The following is a 15318-nucleotide window of genomic DNA, read 5'->3' on the forward strand; positions in this document are numbered from 1 at the left end:
GGATGCTAAGAATCATCTCAATGTGTGGGGTTGATGCCGGAGAAAAGGGCGGCTGGCCTGGTGAAGGGGTGAGGTGATGTTCTATCTATTTGAAAAATAATAATTTATTCTGTGAATGGGCTTTTTCTGAATTTCCACACATCGGTTTTTTTCATTTTTGTTTTATTATTTATTGTGTTATACAAATTAAAACCATCGCTAATGGTTATTTGTCCTGCCAAAAGGATATGACTTATTTTTAGATAATAGCGATGTTTTTTTAACATGATACCTTATACTAGTAGGGCCTAAAAAGTGATCTTTAGGCCGTAGGTTCATTACTGAAAGAGGGTTGTGTATGAAAAAGGTATTATATTCAGCATTAGCCGCAATGGCGCTGCTGGGTGCCTCCAATTCCTGGGCAGCCTTTGATCCAGCTGGGTCAAAAGGTGATGCAGTGATTGTTGGCACTGGCGCGGTTGCTGCTGTAGCAGCGGCTGCATTGGTTGCTCAGAGCAATAGCGATGATGGCAGCTCAACCAGCACCAGCACCAGCACGACGACAAGTACAGCGGGCTAAACCGTAAAAGAATAACCACTTAGTGGTTATTCTTTTTTTTTCTTTTTCTCAATGTGCCGGGATTGCTCAGTTGCGCCATCTATTATTATTATTCATATGTTTATCCCTTCAGGCCTGTACCTCAGCCCAAAACAGCGTCAATGACACTGTTTATCACGTATTGTTTGAATCATCGGGCGTTGAGCTGACAGATCAAGAGATCCAGGATTTATCCAGGCCCAGCGTCTATGTCAGCATTAATCATCAGCCACAGATCATGATGGTGCTTGGGGCGCTTGAAAATGGCGAAGAAAAATGGGTGAGCCAGGACCGCACGTTAATGACGTTGCGCCATGGGCGCCTGGTGAAAACCCTGGGCTGGCATGACAATTTAACCAGCGTCTCCAACCTTGAACAAGATCCTCTGGCGGCGCCTTTGCGGATTATCGACGGTAACCGCTGGCTGCGCCAAATCGCCTGGACGGAAAACAACCAGACACGCTATGGGCTGGCCGAATCCACCTTCCAACGTCAGGAAGATGAAGCCCTGACCATCGGCGGCCAACGTAAGACCTATCGCGTGATTGAAGAACAAGTTGCGGTTAGCAGCTTGAATAAGAACTGGGAAAACCGTTTCTGGGTTGATCCGCAAACGGGTGTGGTTATCAAGTCCGAGCAATATCTGGGTGCGGACTATTTCCCGGTTGAAATTACACTATTGAAGCAGAGGGACAATGAGAAAAATTAATCTGCTCTTAAGTGCATCACTGTGCCTCTTGCTGAATACTGCCTATGCAGATAGCCGGGTAACCGTTTTTTATCCGAACAGGGCAGAGGTCACGATCAAGGATGCGGCGACGTTGCAAAGCCTGGTGGTGGGTAACCCGGCGTTGCAAGGCAATATCTGGTGGCCGGGGGCGGCGATTGCAGAGCGCAGCGCCACCCAGTTGCAAAAACAGAAGCAACAGCAATTGTTGGCACGGCTCGGCGCATTGAGCGCCGAACTGCGCCAGGATGGGGATACCACGATCGCGGCCACGGTAGACAGTGTGCGTACGCAGATCGCCGGGCTGAATATCGTCGGCCGTCAGTTTGTGTCGCTGGATCCGGATTGGCTGCAGCTGCGCCCGGATTTGGATCGCCGTCTGGCGGGGGAATATCAGGTCTTCGTGGCGCCGGAGCCGAAAGACGTCAGCCTGCTGGGGGCATTGGCACCCGCGGGTAAACATGATTTTCTGCCTGGCAAAGACGTCAGTGATTATTTAAGCGGGCTTCAACGCCTGGATGGCGCTGAACGCAGCACCGCCTGGCTAATCACGCCTGAAGGTGAGGCCCAGAGTGTTCCAATTGCTTACTGGAACCGGCGGCATCATGAAATGACGCCAGGGAGTCTGCTGTTCCTCGGGTTTGCCTCATCCGCTCTGCCCCGGAGCTATAAAGACATCAATGAGCAAATCATTTCGTTATTGACGCACCGGATCCCTGACTGATGAAAACACGTTACTTACTTAGCTTGGTTGCGCTGTCTGTCGCGAGTGCGTGTCAGGCGGCGTCATATCCTGAACCTCTGGGGCCTTCTCAGTCTGATTTCGGCGGTGCGGGGCTGTTGCAAATGCCGAGCGCCCGTATGGCGAAAGAGGGCGAATTCAGCTTTAACTACCGTGATAATGACCAATACCGGTTTTATTCGGTCTCTATTCAGCCGTTGCCCTGGCTGGAAACCACTATCCGTTATACCGACGTGCGGACGCGCCAATACAGCAGCAATACGTCATTCAGCGGCGATCAAACCTATAAAGACAAATCCTTTGATGTGAAGCTGCGCCTGTGGGAAGAAGGCTATTGGTTGCCGGAAGTGTCTGCCGGGATACGGGATATTGGCGGGACGGGGTTATTTGACGGTGAATACCTGGCCGCCAGCAAGGCATGGGGCCCGTTTGACTTCACACTGGGCATGGGCTGGGGCTATCTGGGCAACAGCGGCAATGTGAAAAACCCGTTCTGTGAAGCCAGCGACAGCTATTGCCAGCGCGGCAACGGCGGCCGAACCGCCGGCTCCGTCGATCTCAACAACTCCTTCAAGGGGCCGGCATCGCTGTTCGGCGGTATTGAATACCAAACGCCCTGGCAGCCGCTGCGCCTGAAAGTGGAGTATGAAGGGAATAATTACCAGGATGATTTTGCCGGTACGCTGCGTCAGGACAGCAAATTCAACTTCGGCGCCGTTTACCGCATCACGGATTGGGCGGATGTGAACGTCAGCTATGAGCGCGGCAATACCTTTATGGCCGGCTTTACCCTGCGCACCAACTTTAACGATCTGAAGCCGTCAAATGTCGATCAGCCTAAGCCAGCCTATCGGCCGCAGCCGCAGGATAGATACCTGCAGCATGACGTCGCGGCGAACCAACTGACCGATCTCAAATACAATGCGGGCTTCAACGCGCCGAAGATTCAGGTGAAAGACAACACGCTGTACATGACCGGCGAGCAAAGCAAATATCGTTATTCCGAAGACGGTGTTGAGCGCGCGAACGTTATCCTGATGAACCACTTGCCGGAAGGCGTGGATACGCTGGATGTGACCGAAACGCGCTACCACATGCCGCAGGTGACCACGCGTACGGACGTGAACAGCCTGCGCCAGCAGTTGGAAGGCTACCCGCTGGGGCATGAGCAGACGTTGCAGCAAAAACGCATCGATCCCGATCTGCCGAAAACCACCGAACAGGGCTATTACATCGATGATGAGGCGCTGTCCTTCAGCCTGTCGCCGACCTTAACCCAATCGCTGGGCGGGGCGGAAACCTTCTACATGTACCAGGTGGGCCTGCTGGGCAGCGCCAACTGGTGGGTGACCGATCATTGGTTGAACAGCGGTAGCGTATTCGTCAACCTGTTCAATAACTACGACAAGTTCAACTATACGGCGCCGCCTTCGGACAGCCATCTGCCGCGCGTGCGTACGCACATTCGTCAGTATGTGCAGAACGATGCGTACATTAACGATTTGCAAACCTCTTACTTCCAGGACTTCGGCCAAGGGTTCTATGGCCAGGTTTACGGCGGTTATCTGGAAAGCATGTTCGGCGGCGTCGGCGGTGAAGTGCTGTATCGGCCGCTCGACAGCAATTGGGCGGTGGGCGCCAACGCCAACTGGGTGAAACAGCGTGACTGGGACGACATGATGCGCTTCACCGACTACAGCACCGGAACCGGCCACATTACCGGCTACTGGATGCCGCCGTTCGTCGATGGCGTGCTGGTCAAACTGAGCGTGGGCCAATATCTGGCCAAAGATAAGGGCGCGACGTTGGATCTGTCTAAACGCTTTGACAGCGGGGTTGTGGTGGGCGCCTATGCGACGGTCACCAACGTATCGAAAGAAGAATACGGTGAGGGTTCATTCACCAAAGGCTTCTATGTCTCTATCCCGCTGGATCTGATGACGGTATCGCCTTCACGCAGCCGTGCTTCCGTAAGCTGGACGCCGCTGACCCGCGACGGCGGCCAGATGCTGGGCCGCAAGTATCAGCTGTATAGCATGACTTCCGATCGCAACGATAGCTTCCGTTAAGCCGGTCGCCAACCTGCGCATGAGGGGGAGATGACTCCCCCTCATTTATTTCCCAACACGACATCCCTCTCTTGCCGTTGAATGCGCCCTGTTCGGGTGTTTGGCGCTGCATCCCATCTGCACCTTGCCAGATTAACAGTATACAATGCGTTTGGGCTGGGCTGGGCTTGCCGCCGGCGGCAATACCGTGGCCTGGCGCAGGCCGAATGAATAATATCCGGATGGGATACCGGGCAATATCACTTTTAACCATGTTGTATAAGGTGGACTATTTTATGGCAAAAACATCACGCTCTATCCTGGTGGCGAAAACCCTACAGCGCGTACTTAACGTGGGGTTGCTGCTGTTGGCCGCCATACTGGTGGTGTTTCTGGGCAAGGAAACCATTCACCTGGCACAGGTGTTGTTTATGAATAACGAAGCTTCATCCTCGTATCTGTTGATTGAAGGCATCGTTATTTACTTCCTGTATTTTGAATTTATTGCGTTGATCGTGAAGTATTTCGAATCGGGTTATCACTTCCCGCTGCGCTATTTTATTTATATCGGCATTACCGCGATTATCCGCCTGATTATTGTTGATCATAAAAGCCCGGTGGATACGCTGATTTATTCCGCCGCCATATTATTTTTGGTTATTACCCTGTACCTGGCCAATACCGAGCGCCTTAAGCGTGAATAATGCACGCGTCAATGATAAAAAAAGGCGGCCGTTAAGGCCGCCGAGACACAGAGAATGCGTGGTAAGAAAGTACAGCAAAGATTGCAGTGGCTAAAATGAATTACCCCTTCACCCCACCGGACGTGAGGCCACCGACCAGCCAACGCTGGGCCAGCAGGAATACCACGGTAATAGGGATGGCCGAGAGCACCGCCGCGGCGGCGAAGTCGCCCCACAGGTAGTTCTGCGGGTTCAGATATTGTTGCATGCCCACCGCCAGCGTATAGCTGTTAACGTCGCGCAGCAGTAGCGAGGCGACCGGCACTTCGGTAACCGCCGCGATAAAGGACAGAATGAACACCACCGCCAGGATCGGCACCGACAGCGGCAGCAGCACCAGGCGGAACGCCTGCCACGGGCTGGCGCCGTCCAACGCGGCGGCCTCCTCCAGCGAATTATCGATGGTTTCAAAATAGCCCTTGATGGTCCAGACGTGCAGCGCGATGCCGCCCATATAGGCGAAAATCACGCCGCCATGGGTATTCAGGCCGAGAAACGGCACGTACTGGCCCAGGCGATCGAACAGGGCATACAGCGCCACCAACGACAGCACCGCCGGGAACATCTGAAAAATCAGCATGCCTTTCAGCAGGCTGCTTTTACCGCGAAAGCGCATGCGGGCAAAAGCGTAGGCGCAGGTGGTGGAAAGCGCCACGATGCCGATGGCGGTAATCGCCGCCACCTTCACCGAGTTCCATAGCCACAGCAGCACCGGGAACGGCGGCGGGGTAACGCTGCCGTCGGCGTGCGTCACGCTCATGCCGAGCGCCAGCCGCCAGTGATCCCAGGAAATCTGTTCCGGGATCAGGCTGCCGGTGGCGAAGTTGCCGGAGCGCAGCGAAATGGTGATCACCATCAGCAGCGGGAACATAATCAAAGCGATAAAGCACAGCATCAGTATATGGGTGATCCACAGGCGCACGCGCTGGGATTTGGGTTGAACCATGGCCATCTTGCTTACTCCTCATGTTGGCGTGGCTGCCGCCGGCAATGGATTAATCAAAGTTCATCTTGCTGGCTTTCAGGTTGAGAATGGCCAGCGCCCCCACCAGCAGGAAGATCAACGTGGCGATTGCCGCCGCAAGGCCAAAGTCCTGGCCGCCGCCGCCTTCAAAGGCGATGCGGTAGGTATAGCTGACCAACAGATCGGTATAGCCGGCCGGCGTGGTGGTGCCGATCATATCCGGGCCGCCGTTGGTCAGCAGTTGAATCAGCACGAAGTTGTTAAAGTTGAAGGCGAAGCTGGCGATCATCAGCGGCGTCAGCGGTTTAATCAGCAGCGGCAGGGTGATGCGAAAGAAGTTCTGCAGCGGCCCGGCGCCGTCCATTGCCGAAGCTTCGTACAGATCGTCCGGGATCGCTTTCAGCAGGCCCATGCACAGGATCATCATATAGGGGTAACCCAGCCAGGTGTTGACGATCAGGATCATGCTCTTGGCGGTGAGCGGATCGCTAAACCAGGCCGGTTTGATGCCGAACAGGTGGCTGAGCATCATGTTGATCTCGCCAAAGCTCTGGTTGAACAACCCCTTGAAGATCAGGATCGAGATAAACGACGGCACCGCGTAGGGCAGTATCAACAGCACCCGGTACATCGCCTTGCCTTTCAGCGCTTCCCACTGCACCACGCAGGCCAGAACCATGCCTACCGCCACGGTCAGGATCACCGTCATCACCGAAAAGACGATGGTCCAGATAAAGATCGAGACAAAGGGTTTCTGGATGCCTTCGTCATGCAACACGCGCAGGAAATTCTGCCAGCCGATGGTGACGGTATAGCCGGGGCTGAGGGTTTCCTGCGCCCAGTTGCCGTCTGCGTTCACCGCCTGGTAAAAGCCGATGTCGTCGTTCGGGCGATACTGCACCTGCGTCTGGTTGTTGGTTAGGGTCGTTCCGTCGGCTGCCAGGCTATACAGCGGGCTGGTGCCGGAGAACTGGCGCAGTGAGCTCATGCGCAGTTCGCCGCCGTCGGGCATTCTAGCGACAATCTGGCTCAGCGCCTGGCGGTTTTGCGTGATCACCCGCAGCGTGGCGCGCTCTTCGCTGGGCGCGGCGCTGACCGCGGCCATGGCCAGCGTTTGCGGCTGGCCGGCGTTAAAGCTGAACGGCTCGGACAGCATCTGCTGGCCGCTGCCCGGATCGGTCAGTTGCAGGCGCCATTGCTGGGCCGGCGCCGGGAAAAGGGCGAAGGTGAAGGTTTGGCCGCTTTGGAACTGGCGCTGCATCAGCACCGATTGCGCCCGTTCAAAGGTCAGTTGGTTAGTGCTGCTGTAATTGGTAAAGGCGATGGCAATGGTGCAAATCAGCGGGAACAGAACGAACAATCCCATGCCGGCAACGCCGGGGTAGACATAGCGCCAGGCGTAAGCGCGGCGGTTGGCGAAAACGTATATACCGGCGCTAATCAGGAGCAGCGTGATGATGGCGAATAGATATTCACCCTGTGCATACATCAACACAATCAGATAGCAGGTAAACAGGCTGAGCAGGCCGACTACCAGCCATTTCAGACTCTCTTTTTGCCACCACTTCGATTTTTTGCGCGCGGATGAACCGGCGTGAGCTAATTGCATGGGGTGTTCCTTTCTTGGCGACAACGGCGGAGCGCCGCCAGGCGCCCCGCACGGCTTGGCTTACTTGGTAATCCGGGTTTGCACATCGTCCAGCGCGGCTTTTACCGTCTGGCGGCCATGGATGGCATTAAGCACGGCGCTGCGTTCGGCATACCAGAAGGCGCTCATCTGCGGAATGTTAGGCATGATTTCGCCATTCTGTGAGTTCTGCATGGTGGCGGCGATCTTCGGATCCTTCGCCAACTGCTCCTGGAACGATTTCAGCGCCACGGCGCCCAGCGGTTTGTCGTTATTGACCTGCGCCAGCCCCTGATCGGTCAGCAGGTAGTTTTCCAGAAACTCGGTGGCCAGTTCCTTGTTCGGGCTGGCGGCGTTGATGCCGGCGGTCAGCACGCCAACGAACGGCTTGGACGGTTGGCCTTTGAAGGTCGGCAGCAGCGTTACGCCGTAGTTGATCTTGCTCTGTTCGATATTCGACCATGCCCACGGGCCGTTGATAGTCAGCGCGGTTTGGCCCTTGTTAAAGGCGGCTTCGGCGATGGAATAGTCGGTATCGGCATTGATGTGTTTGTTGTTCACCAGATCGACGATGAACTGCAGCCCGGCCTGGGAGCCGGCGTTCGCGACGCCAACGTCTTTGATGTTGTATTTGCCGTTTTCATACTTGTAGGCATATCCACCGGCGGCGGCAATGATCGGCCAGGTGAAGTAGGGTTCCTGCAGGTTCCACATGATGGCGCTCTTGCCTTTGGCGCGCAGTTCCTTATCCAGCGCCGGAATTTCTTCCCAGGTCTTTGGCGCTTCCTTGATCAGGTCCTTGTTGTAAATCAGCGACAGCGCTTCCACGGCGATCGGGTAGCCGATCAGCTTGCCGTCGTAGCGCACGGCGTCCCAGGTAAAGGGATAGACTTTATCCTGGAATGCCTGGGAGGGGTGGATCTCTGCCAGCAGGCCGGACTGAGCATAACCGCCGAAGCGATCGTGGGCCCAGAAGATAATGTCCGGGCCGTCGCCGGTGGCGGCCACCTGCGGGTATTTTTCTTCCAGCTTGTCCGGATGTTCGACGGTTACTTTAATGCCGGTATCCTGCTCAAATTTTTTGCCGACCTCGGCCAGGCCGTTGTAACCTTTATCGCCGTTGATCCAAATAACCAGCTTGCCTTCTTCAATCTTGGCGAAAGCCGGGGCAGAGAGCACTAACGTGGTCAGCGCGGAAAGCATCAGCGTACGGGCAGTGCGATTCATAAGCCAGTCCTTCTATTATTGTGGGCACTTCGTGTAAGGAAAGTGGTTTCCTGAGCATAGTGGGTCACAACGCGCCCTTTTCTCATCCTCCCCCCCTCTACGCCCCGCGGCCCGGTAGTGTGATCCAGATAACATTGCGCTCTATTCTGTGGCCTTAGGCACAAAAAAGGGGGGCTATTTTTGTCAGGCAGATCACAGAATTGAATTCGGCAGGGAACTTCTCATCCACTTCATCGTTCCCTCATCCTCCCATCTCCTCCCCCATGAAAAAGAACCTAACGGATGATTCCCCCGCGCGCCGATTACCGCACTATCGCCAGCATTGATTTTCGTTATCAGTCGCTGCGGGAGCCGGTCTTATGTCGTCAACACCCATCGCCAGCCAACCTACGTTGTACCGGATCCATCCGGTGAGTTTCCGTGACGGCAACGGAGATGGCGTTGGGGATCTGTACGGCATGCTCGGCGCACTGCCTTACCTGAACGCGCTCTCTGTCGATGGCCTGGTGCTGCCGCAAACGTGGCGCGATGAGGCCGGCAGCGTGGCGGCCGCACGCGGATTGGCGCTGTGGGCCTGCGATGGCCAAGGGCGGATACATGGGCCGGGGCGCCAGCCCTATGTCAGCAGCCCGCTGGCGCAGGCGGTGATGCCGTTCAGCATTGAAAAACTGGTCACGGTGCTCCATGCCCACCGCCGGTGTCTGGCGGACAGCGTATGGAGCACGGGCAGCGCCGATCAGCCGCGGGTGGTCAGCCACTGGGGGCAAGGGGATCTGCGCTCCGCCGCCGCCTTCCTGACGCTGTTGGCGCTGCTGCCGGCGCCGATCTGCCTATATCAGGGGGAAGAGCTGGGCTTGCCCCACGCTGCTGGGCTGCATGAGCTGCAGGGCGCCCAAACGCCGATGCCCTGGCACGAAGCACCGGAACAGGTGACCGCCGGTGAGAGCCACTGGTACCAGCGGGTCGCCATTGAGCACCGGGCGCTGGCCATCAGCCGCCAGCAGCACGATCGCCATTCGACATTGCGTTATTGCCAGTCACTGTTGGCGCTGCGCCGCTTGGCGGTGATCCAGCAGGGGGAATTGAGCGCAGTTAGCCAGAACAATGGGGTGGTTCGTTTACTTATAACCCATCAGGAACAATGCCTTGAAGCGCTGATTAATCTACAGCCTTATACTCAGCCGGCGGCGCCGTCTGAGGCGACCCTGCCTCTGGCAGGACAGGCGGTGCGCAGCCAAGAGGGTCATCAATGGGTTTTGGCAGGGTTTGCCTCTGCCATTTTCACGAAAAATGTTAACTGCGAAAGCAGGGGAGTAACGCATGGCTAGCGTCACACTGCGCGGCGTTTATAAAGCATTTGGCGAGACGGTGATTTCCAGAGACGTCAATTTAACGATCGATGACGGTGAGTTTGTGGTGTTCGTCGGGCCGTCCGGCTGCGGCAAATCCACGCTGTTGCGCATGATCGCCGGGCTGGAGGATATCACCGCCGGCGATCTGTTCATCGGCGAAACCCGGATGAACGATGTGCCGCCCGCCGAACGCGGCATTGGCATGGTGTTCCAGTCCTATGCGCTCTATCCGCACCTGTCGGTGGCCGACAACATGTCGTTCGGCCTGAAGCTGGCCGGCGCCAAAAAGGCGGAAATCACCCAACGGGTGAACCAGGTGGCCGAAGTGCTGCAACTGGCGCACCTGCTCGATCGCCGGCCGAAGGCACTGTCCGGCGGGCAGCGCCAGCGCGTGGCGATTGGCCGCACGCTGGTGGCGGAGCCGGCGGTATTCCTGCTGGACGAACCGCTGTCCAACCTGGACGCCGCGCTGCGCGTGCAGATGCGCATTGAGATCTCCCGTCTGCATAAGCGCCTGCAGCGCACCATGATTTACGTCACCCACGATCAGGTCGAAGCGATGACGCTGGCCGACAAGATCGTAGTGCTCGACGCCGGGCGCGTCGCGCAAATCGGCAAGCCGCTGGAGCTGTATCACTACCCGGCCAACCGCTTCGTCGCCGGGTTTATCGGCTCGCCGAAAATGAATTTCCTGCCGGTCAAAGTGACCGCCGCAGAACCGCAACAGGTGCAGATCGAACTGCCCAACCGCCAACGGGTATGGCTCCCGGTGGAGGGCTCGGGCGTTCAGACCGGCGCCAACATGTCTCTGGGGATCCGCCCGGAACACCTGCTGCCAAGCGATGCCTCTGAAGTACGGCTGTCAGGTGATGTACAGGTGGTAGAGCAGCTCGGCAACGAGACGCAAATCCACATCCAAATACCGGCAATACGTCAGAACCTGGTGTACCGCCAGAACGACGTGGTGCTGGTAGATGAAGGTGCCACATTCGCCATCGGCCTGCCGCCGCACCGTTGCCATCTGTTCCGTGAGGACGGTACGGCATGCCGGCGGCTGCATCAGGAGCCGGGCGTTTAACAGCATCAAGGTCTGTAGAACAGGAGAATAATGATGACTACTCTGCGCAAACTCCCTCTGGCACTGGCTGTCGCCGCTAGTGTGCTCTCTTCACAAGCCATGGCGTTGGATTTTAAAGGCTATGCGCGTTCCGGTATCGGCTGGAGCGGTAGCGGCGGTGAGCAACAGTGCTTCCAGGCTACCGGGGCCTCAAGCAAATACCGTCTTGGCAACGAATGCGAAACCTACGCTGAATTAAAGCTGGGCCAGGAAGTGTGGAAGGACGGCGATAAAAGCTTCTACTTTGATACCAACCTGGCGTATTCCGTTTCCCAACGTTCAGACTGGGAAGATGTTACCCCGGGCTTTCGTGAAGTGAACGTTCAGGGTAAAAACCTGATCGAATGGCTGCCGGGCTCCACCATCTGGGCCGGTAAGCGCTTCTACCAGCGCCATGACGTCCACATGATCGACTTCTACTACTGGGATATTTCCGGCCCGGGCGCCGGCCTGGAAAACATCGATCTGGGCTTTGGTAAACTGTCTCTCGCGGTGACCCGTAACTCTGAATCCGGCGGCTCTTACGGCTACCTGGACAACGAATGGGATCAGCGGCCGACCATCAACGATACCTTCGACGTACGCTTGGCGGGGCTGGAAACCAACCCGGGCGGCACGCTGGAATTCGGCGTCGACTATGGCCGGGCCAACGTTCAGGATCACTACAGCCTGGCCGACGGCGCTTCCAAGGACGGCTGGTTGTTCACCGCCGAACATACGCAAAGTATCCTCAACGGCTACAACAAGTTTGTGGTGCAGTACGGCACCGATGCCATGACCTCGACCAACAACGGCCGCAACCAGGGTGCCACCATTGATAACGACGGTTCGATGCTGCGCATCCTGGATCACGGCGCCATCGACTTCAACGACAAATGGGCGCTGATGTACGTCGGCATGTATCAGGATATCGACCGCGACAACAATAACGGCACCACCTGGTACACCGTGGGCGTGCGGCCAATGTACAAATGGACGCCGATCATGAGCACCTTGCTGGAAGCCGGCTATGACAACGTCAAGTCCCAGCGCACCGGCGAGCGCAACGGCCAGTACAAAGTCACCGTGGCGCAACAGTGGCAGGCTGGCGACAGCATTTGGTCGCGCCCGGCAATCCGCCTGTTCGCTACCTATGCCAAATGGGATGAGAAGTGGGGCTACGCCACCAGCAGCGATACCGGCTACAGCACCGGCACGGCCTACAGCGACACCAGCCTGAACACCTTCAGCCGCGGTAAAGATGACGAAGTCACCTTCGGCGCCCAGATGGAGATCTGGTGGTAATAGCGGGACCACGGGAGAGCGCCATGCGCTTTCCCTCGCCTGATTAACCGGCAGCGGGCGCTTGCCTGCCGGCTGCCGGCCTGCATGCTTGATGCAAGAGGGTATAACAATGAAAAAGAATCTACTGGCACTTTGCCTGTCCGTGGCGCTGGCCGCCGGTGCGCCGTTAGCCGCCGATGCCGCTACGCCAACCAATGTTTCCGTCGCACCCGCCATTAACCCGGCCACGTTGCAAAACCTGCCGTGGCAGCCGCTGGTGCCGCCGGCCAATCAGGATGTCAAACTGGATGGCAGCAGCCCGCAGATCAATCAGGGCGATATTCAGGGCGCGGTTGCCGCCTATACGCTGCCGGCGGATCGCGGTTCGCTGGAAATTACGCTAAGCAGTATCGCCAGGGATAGCCGGGTGTACTCGCCGAGCGTGCTGGTGCTGGATGAACACCAGCGGCCGGCGGCCTACTATCCGTCCAGCTACTTTAGCTACCAGCCGCCGGGCGTGATGTCTTCCGATCGTTTGGAGGGCACGCTCAAGCTGACGCCGGCGCTGGGGCAACGGCAGATTTACCTGCTGGTTTACACCACCCGCCAGGATGTGGGCAAAAGTACCCGCCTGACCAACCCGGCGAAAGCCTATGCGCAAGGGGTGGGCAACGCGGTGCCGGACATTCCCGATCCGATCGCCAGCCACAGCAATAGCGGGCTGCTGAAGCTGAAAGTGACGGCGGAACAGGGCAGCGGCAACGTGATGATCGGCATGTTGCAACCAGCGCCGGCCACCACGCCGGTGGTGGTGGGGGCCAATGCGCCAACGGCAGCGCCTGCGCCGCGACCGGCCGCGGCGAAACCCGCCGAGCCGATGTTGAATGACACTGAGGCCTACTTCAATAACGGTATCAAACAGGCGGTTAAGGCCGGAGATATCGATAAAGCGCTGAAACTGATGAATGAAGCGGAAAAACTGGGTTCCACCACTGCGCGTGAAACGTTTATCAGCAGCGTGAAAGGCAAGGGCTAATACCCCGCGCTGCCGATGCTGGCTGGAGGGTTGGTGCGCCGTGGCGCACCTTTTTTCATGCGCGGGCGAGTTGGCTGGCGATCAGCGCCAGCAGGCGCGAGCGTGATATTGGCGCGGCTGTTCAACACCAACTGCACGGCCTTGGGATCCAGGCCGAAGTGGGTGTCTTGATATACCCTTCCACCGCGGGCACCCCGCCCATGATCACGATGGCTTTTACCGCTTCCGGCCTGGCCAGCGTTGTCTCGTTCATCGTGTTATGCCCTCGTTATTGGCCTGGGGGAGATGATGATGAATCCGCCTGCCGCTTTTAGATTTCTGCGTTACAATGGCTTCCTGTTAACAGTTTGTGGTGCCGAGGAGTTGCCTGGCGCGTCTCTTTAGCATGGAGTAAAGGTAATGTCTGGCAATAGGGGTTCCATCCTGCCACCCATCACGTGGTTGTCTGAACAACATCCTCCGGTGCCTGCTGGCATCAGCGACTGGCTGATGGAGTTGGGATCGATGACCCGCCGCTTTGAACGCCACTGTGCGTGCGTGCACGTTGAGCCGCAGCGTGAGTGTTTCGTCACGCGTGCCGAACTGGGGGAAGAGGCGCAACATCTGCCCGCGAGTCCGCGTTACTGGCTGCGTGAAATCATTCTGTTGGGGGACAATGAGCCCTGGCTGATCGGCCGCACGGTGATCCCGCAGGAAACCCTGACGGGTGAGGATCAGGCATTGGTGGATCTGGGTACCGTGCCGCTCGGCCGTTACCTGTTCAACAACGGCGCCCTGACGCGGGATTACATTCATATTGGCCGGCACGGCGCGCAGTGGGCGCGGCGTTCCCGTTTGCGCCTGGCGGGCAAGCCGCTGCTATTGACCGAGCTGTTTTTACCGGCGGCGCCTGTGTATAACGCGGGCAATAGCGCACCGGCATGATGAGGGAGGAAAAACGTTGGAGAGTAGCGTGACTCAAAGCAAATGGCAGGCTTATAGCCATTTGATGCGCATCGATAAACCTATCGGCAGCTTGCTGTTGCTGTGGCCGACGCTATGGGCCTTGTGGCTAGCAGGGCAAGGGGTGCCTTCATGGCCGGTGCTGGCGGTATTTGTGCTGGGGGTCTTCCTGATGCGCGCCGCAGGCTGCGTGGTGAATGATTACGCCGATCGCGCCTTTGACGGCCATGTGAAAAGAACCGCTAACCGCCCGCTGCCGAGCGGCCGGGTCAGCGAGAAAGAAGCCAAGATCCTGTTTGTGACGCTGGTGCTGCTGTCGTTTCTGCTGGTGCTGACGTTGAACGCCATGACCATCTGGCTATCGCTGGCGGCGCTGGCGCTGGCATGGATGTACCCGTTTATGAAGCGCGTCACCCATTTGCCGCAGGTGGTACTGGGGGCTGCGTTTGGCTGGTCGATCCCGATGGCCTACGCGGCGGTCAGCGAGGCGTTGCCGCTGAGCTGCTGGCTGTTGTTGCTGGCTAATATTTGCTGGACGGTGGCTTACGACACGCTGTACGCCATGGTCGATCGCGATGACGATGTGCGGATTGGCATCAAATCCACGGCGATTCTGTTTGGCCGCCATGACAAGCTGATCATCGGCCTGCTGCAATTTGCCACGTTGCTGTTGCTGCTGTGGGTGGGCTACCTGTCGCAACTGAGCGGCGCCTATTACTGGTCACTGCTGCTTGGCGGCGCGCTGTTTATTCATCAACAGCGCCTGATCGCCACCCGCGAGCGCGACGCCTGCTTCCAGGCGTTTCTCAATAACAACTATGTCGGCCTGGTGCTGTTTATCGGCATCGCCCTAAGCTACTGGCAAGCCTGAATAGAAGCTCAAAGCCGGCATCGCATCGGTGTCGGCGAGAGTTTTTCCCAACAATCTACGCACTCACAGAGTTCGAGAGTTA

The 15318-nt window shown here is 57.3% G+C and carries 15 protein-coding genes; 11 read left to right on the plus strand and 4 right to left on the minus strand.

From position 1 onward, the window contains the following. The first annotated feature begins 337 nt into the window (after positions 1-337). The 5 genes from ACN28Q_RS13790 (at position 338) to psiE (ending at position 4798) form a co-directional block, all read left to right on the plus strand. Positions 338-559: an exopolysaccharide production protein YjbE gene (locus ACN28Q_RS13790; RefSeq protein ID WP_121525898.1), complete on the plus strand. Its 222-nt coding sequence runs from the start codon at positions 338-340 to the stop codon at positions 557-559. Between the two features lie 22 nt (positions 560-581). After that, a complete protein-coding gene (locus ACN28Q_RS13795) occupies positions 582-1286 on the plus strand; it encodes a YjbF family lipoprotein (RefSeq protein WP_095846853.1) in 705 nt (234 codons plus the stop codon). Further along, positions 1273-2028 (plus strand): capsule biosynthesis GfcC D2 domain-containing protein, encoded by a 756-nt coding sequence (locus tag ACN28Q_RS13800; protein WP_095846854.1) that lies wholly within the window; start codon positions 1273-1275, stop codon positions 2026-2028. Before ACN28Q_RS13795 ends, ACN28Q_RS13800 begins: the two co-directional genes overlap by 14 nt. Then, the gene (locus ACN28Q_RS13805) at positions 2028-4115 is read left to right on the plus strand and encodes a YjbH domain-containing protein (protein ID WP_095846855.1); all 2088 of its coding nucleotides are present in this window, start codon (positions 2028-2030) and stop codon (positions 4113-4115) included. The genes ACN28Q_RS13800 and ACN28Q_RS13805 overlap by 1 nt, the downstream gene beginning before the upstream one ends. A 275-nt stretch (positions 4116-4390) precedes the next feature. Next, positions 4391-4798 carry a phosphate-starvation-inducible protein PsiE gene (gene psiE, locus ACN28Q_RS13810; protein ID WP_095849032.1) on the plus strand — a complete coding sequence of 136 codons (408 nt, stop codon included), beginning with the start codon at positions 4391-4393 and terminating at the stop codon, positions 4796-4798. 100 nt (positions 4799-4898) lie between these two features. On the opposite strand, the gene malG is transcribed toward psiE, so the two are convergent. The 3 genes from malG to malE are packed head-to-tail and all read right to left on the minus strand — an operon-like array spanning position 4899 to position 8655. Continuing rightward, positions 4899-5789 carry a maltose ABC transporter permease MalG gene (malG, locus tag ACN28Q_RS13815; RefSeq protein WP_095846856.1) on the minus strand — a complete coding sequence of 297 codons (891 nt, stop codon included), beginning with the start codon at positions 5787-5789 and terminating at the stop codon, positions 4899-4901. Positions 5790-5832: 43 nt separating this feature from the next. Beyond that, the gene (malF, locus tag ACN28Q_RS13820) at positions 5833-7410 is read right to left on the minus strand and encodes a maltose ABC transporter permease MalF (RefSeq protein WP_095846857.1); all 1578 of its coding nucleotides are present in this window, start codon (positions 7408-7410) and stop codon (positions 5833-5835) included. A gap of 60 nt (positions 7411-7470) precedes the next feature. Next, entirely contained in the window at positions 7471-8655 is a 1185-nt protein-coding gene (gene malE, locus ACN28Q_RS13825) for a maltose/maltodextrin ABC transporter substrate-binding protein MalE (RefSeq protein ID WP_095846858.1), read from the minus strand. 359 nt (positions 8656-9014) lie between these two features. On the opposite strand from malE, the gene ACN28Q_RS13830 reads away from it, so the two are divergent. The 4 genes from ACN28Q_RS13830 (at position 9015) to malM (ending at position 13423) form a co-directional block, all read left to right on the plus strand. After that, entirely contained in the window at positions 9015-9983 is a 969-nt protein-coding gene (locus tag ACN28Q_RS13830) for an alpha-amylase family glycosyl hydrolase (RefSeq protein WP_095846859.1), read from the plus strand. Continuing rightward, complete coding sequence (gene malK / locus ACN28Q_RS13835; protein ID WP_095846860.1) at positions 9976-11085, plus strand: maltose/maltodextrin ABC transporter ATP-binding protein MalK; 1110 nt, start codon at positions 9976-9978, stop codon at positions 11083-11085. The genes ACN28Q_RS13830 and malK overlap by 8 nt, the downstream gene beginning before the upstream one ends. A gap of 30 nt (positions 11086-11115) precedes the next feature. Next, complete coding sequence (locus tag ACN28Q_RS13840; RefSeq protein ID WP_131928982.1) at positions 11116-12408, plus strand: maltoporin; 1293 nt, start codon at positions 11116-11118, stop codon at positions 12406-12408. Between the two features lie 109 nt (positions 12409-12517). Next, complete coding sequence (gene malM / locus ACN28Q_RS13845) at positions 12518-13423, plus strand: maltose operon protein MalM (protein WP_095846862.1); 906 nt, start codon at positions 12518-12520, stop codon at positions 13421-13423. Positions 13424-13544: 121 nt separating this feature from the next. Here the strand turns inward: malM and ACN28Q_RS13850 are convergent, their stop codons facing one another. Then, positions 13545-13676, minus strand: a complete 132-nt coding sequence (locus ACN28Q_RS13850; protein WP_413541194.1) for a hypothetical protein — start codon at positions 13674-13676, stop codon at positions 13545-13547. A gap of 146 nt (positions 13677-13822) precedes the next feature. Here ACN28Q_RS13850 and ubiC point away from each other — a divergent pair, with 146 nt between their 5' ends. Both ubiC and ubiA read left to right on the plus strand, forming a co-directional pair. Then, entirely contained in the window at positions 13823-14347 is a 525-nt protein-coding gene (ubiC, locus tag ACN28Q_RS13855) for a chorismate lyase (protein ID WP_095846863.1), read from the plus strand. Between the two features lie 16 nt (positions 14348-14363). Further along, positions 14364-15236: a 4-hydroxybenzoate octaprenyltransferase gene (gene ubiA / locus ACN28Q_RS13860; RefSeq protein ID WP_095846864.1), complete on the plus strand. Its 873-nt coding sequence runs from the start codon at positions 14364-14366 to the stop codon at positions 15234-15236. The last annotated feature ends 82 nt before the right edge of the window (positions 15237-15318 follow it).

Source organism: Gibbsiella quercinecans, assembly GCF_002291425.1.
Lineage (GTDB): Bacteria > Pseudomonadota > Gammaproteobacteria > Enterobacterales > Enterobacteriaceae > Gibbsiella > Gibbsiella quercinecans.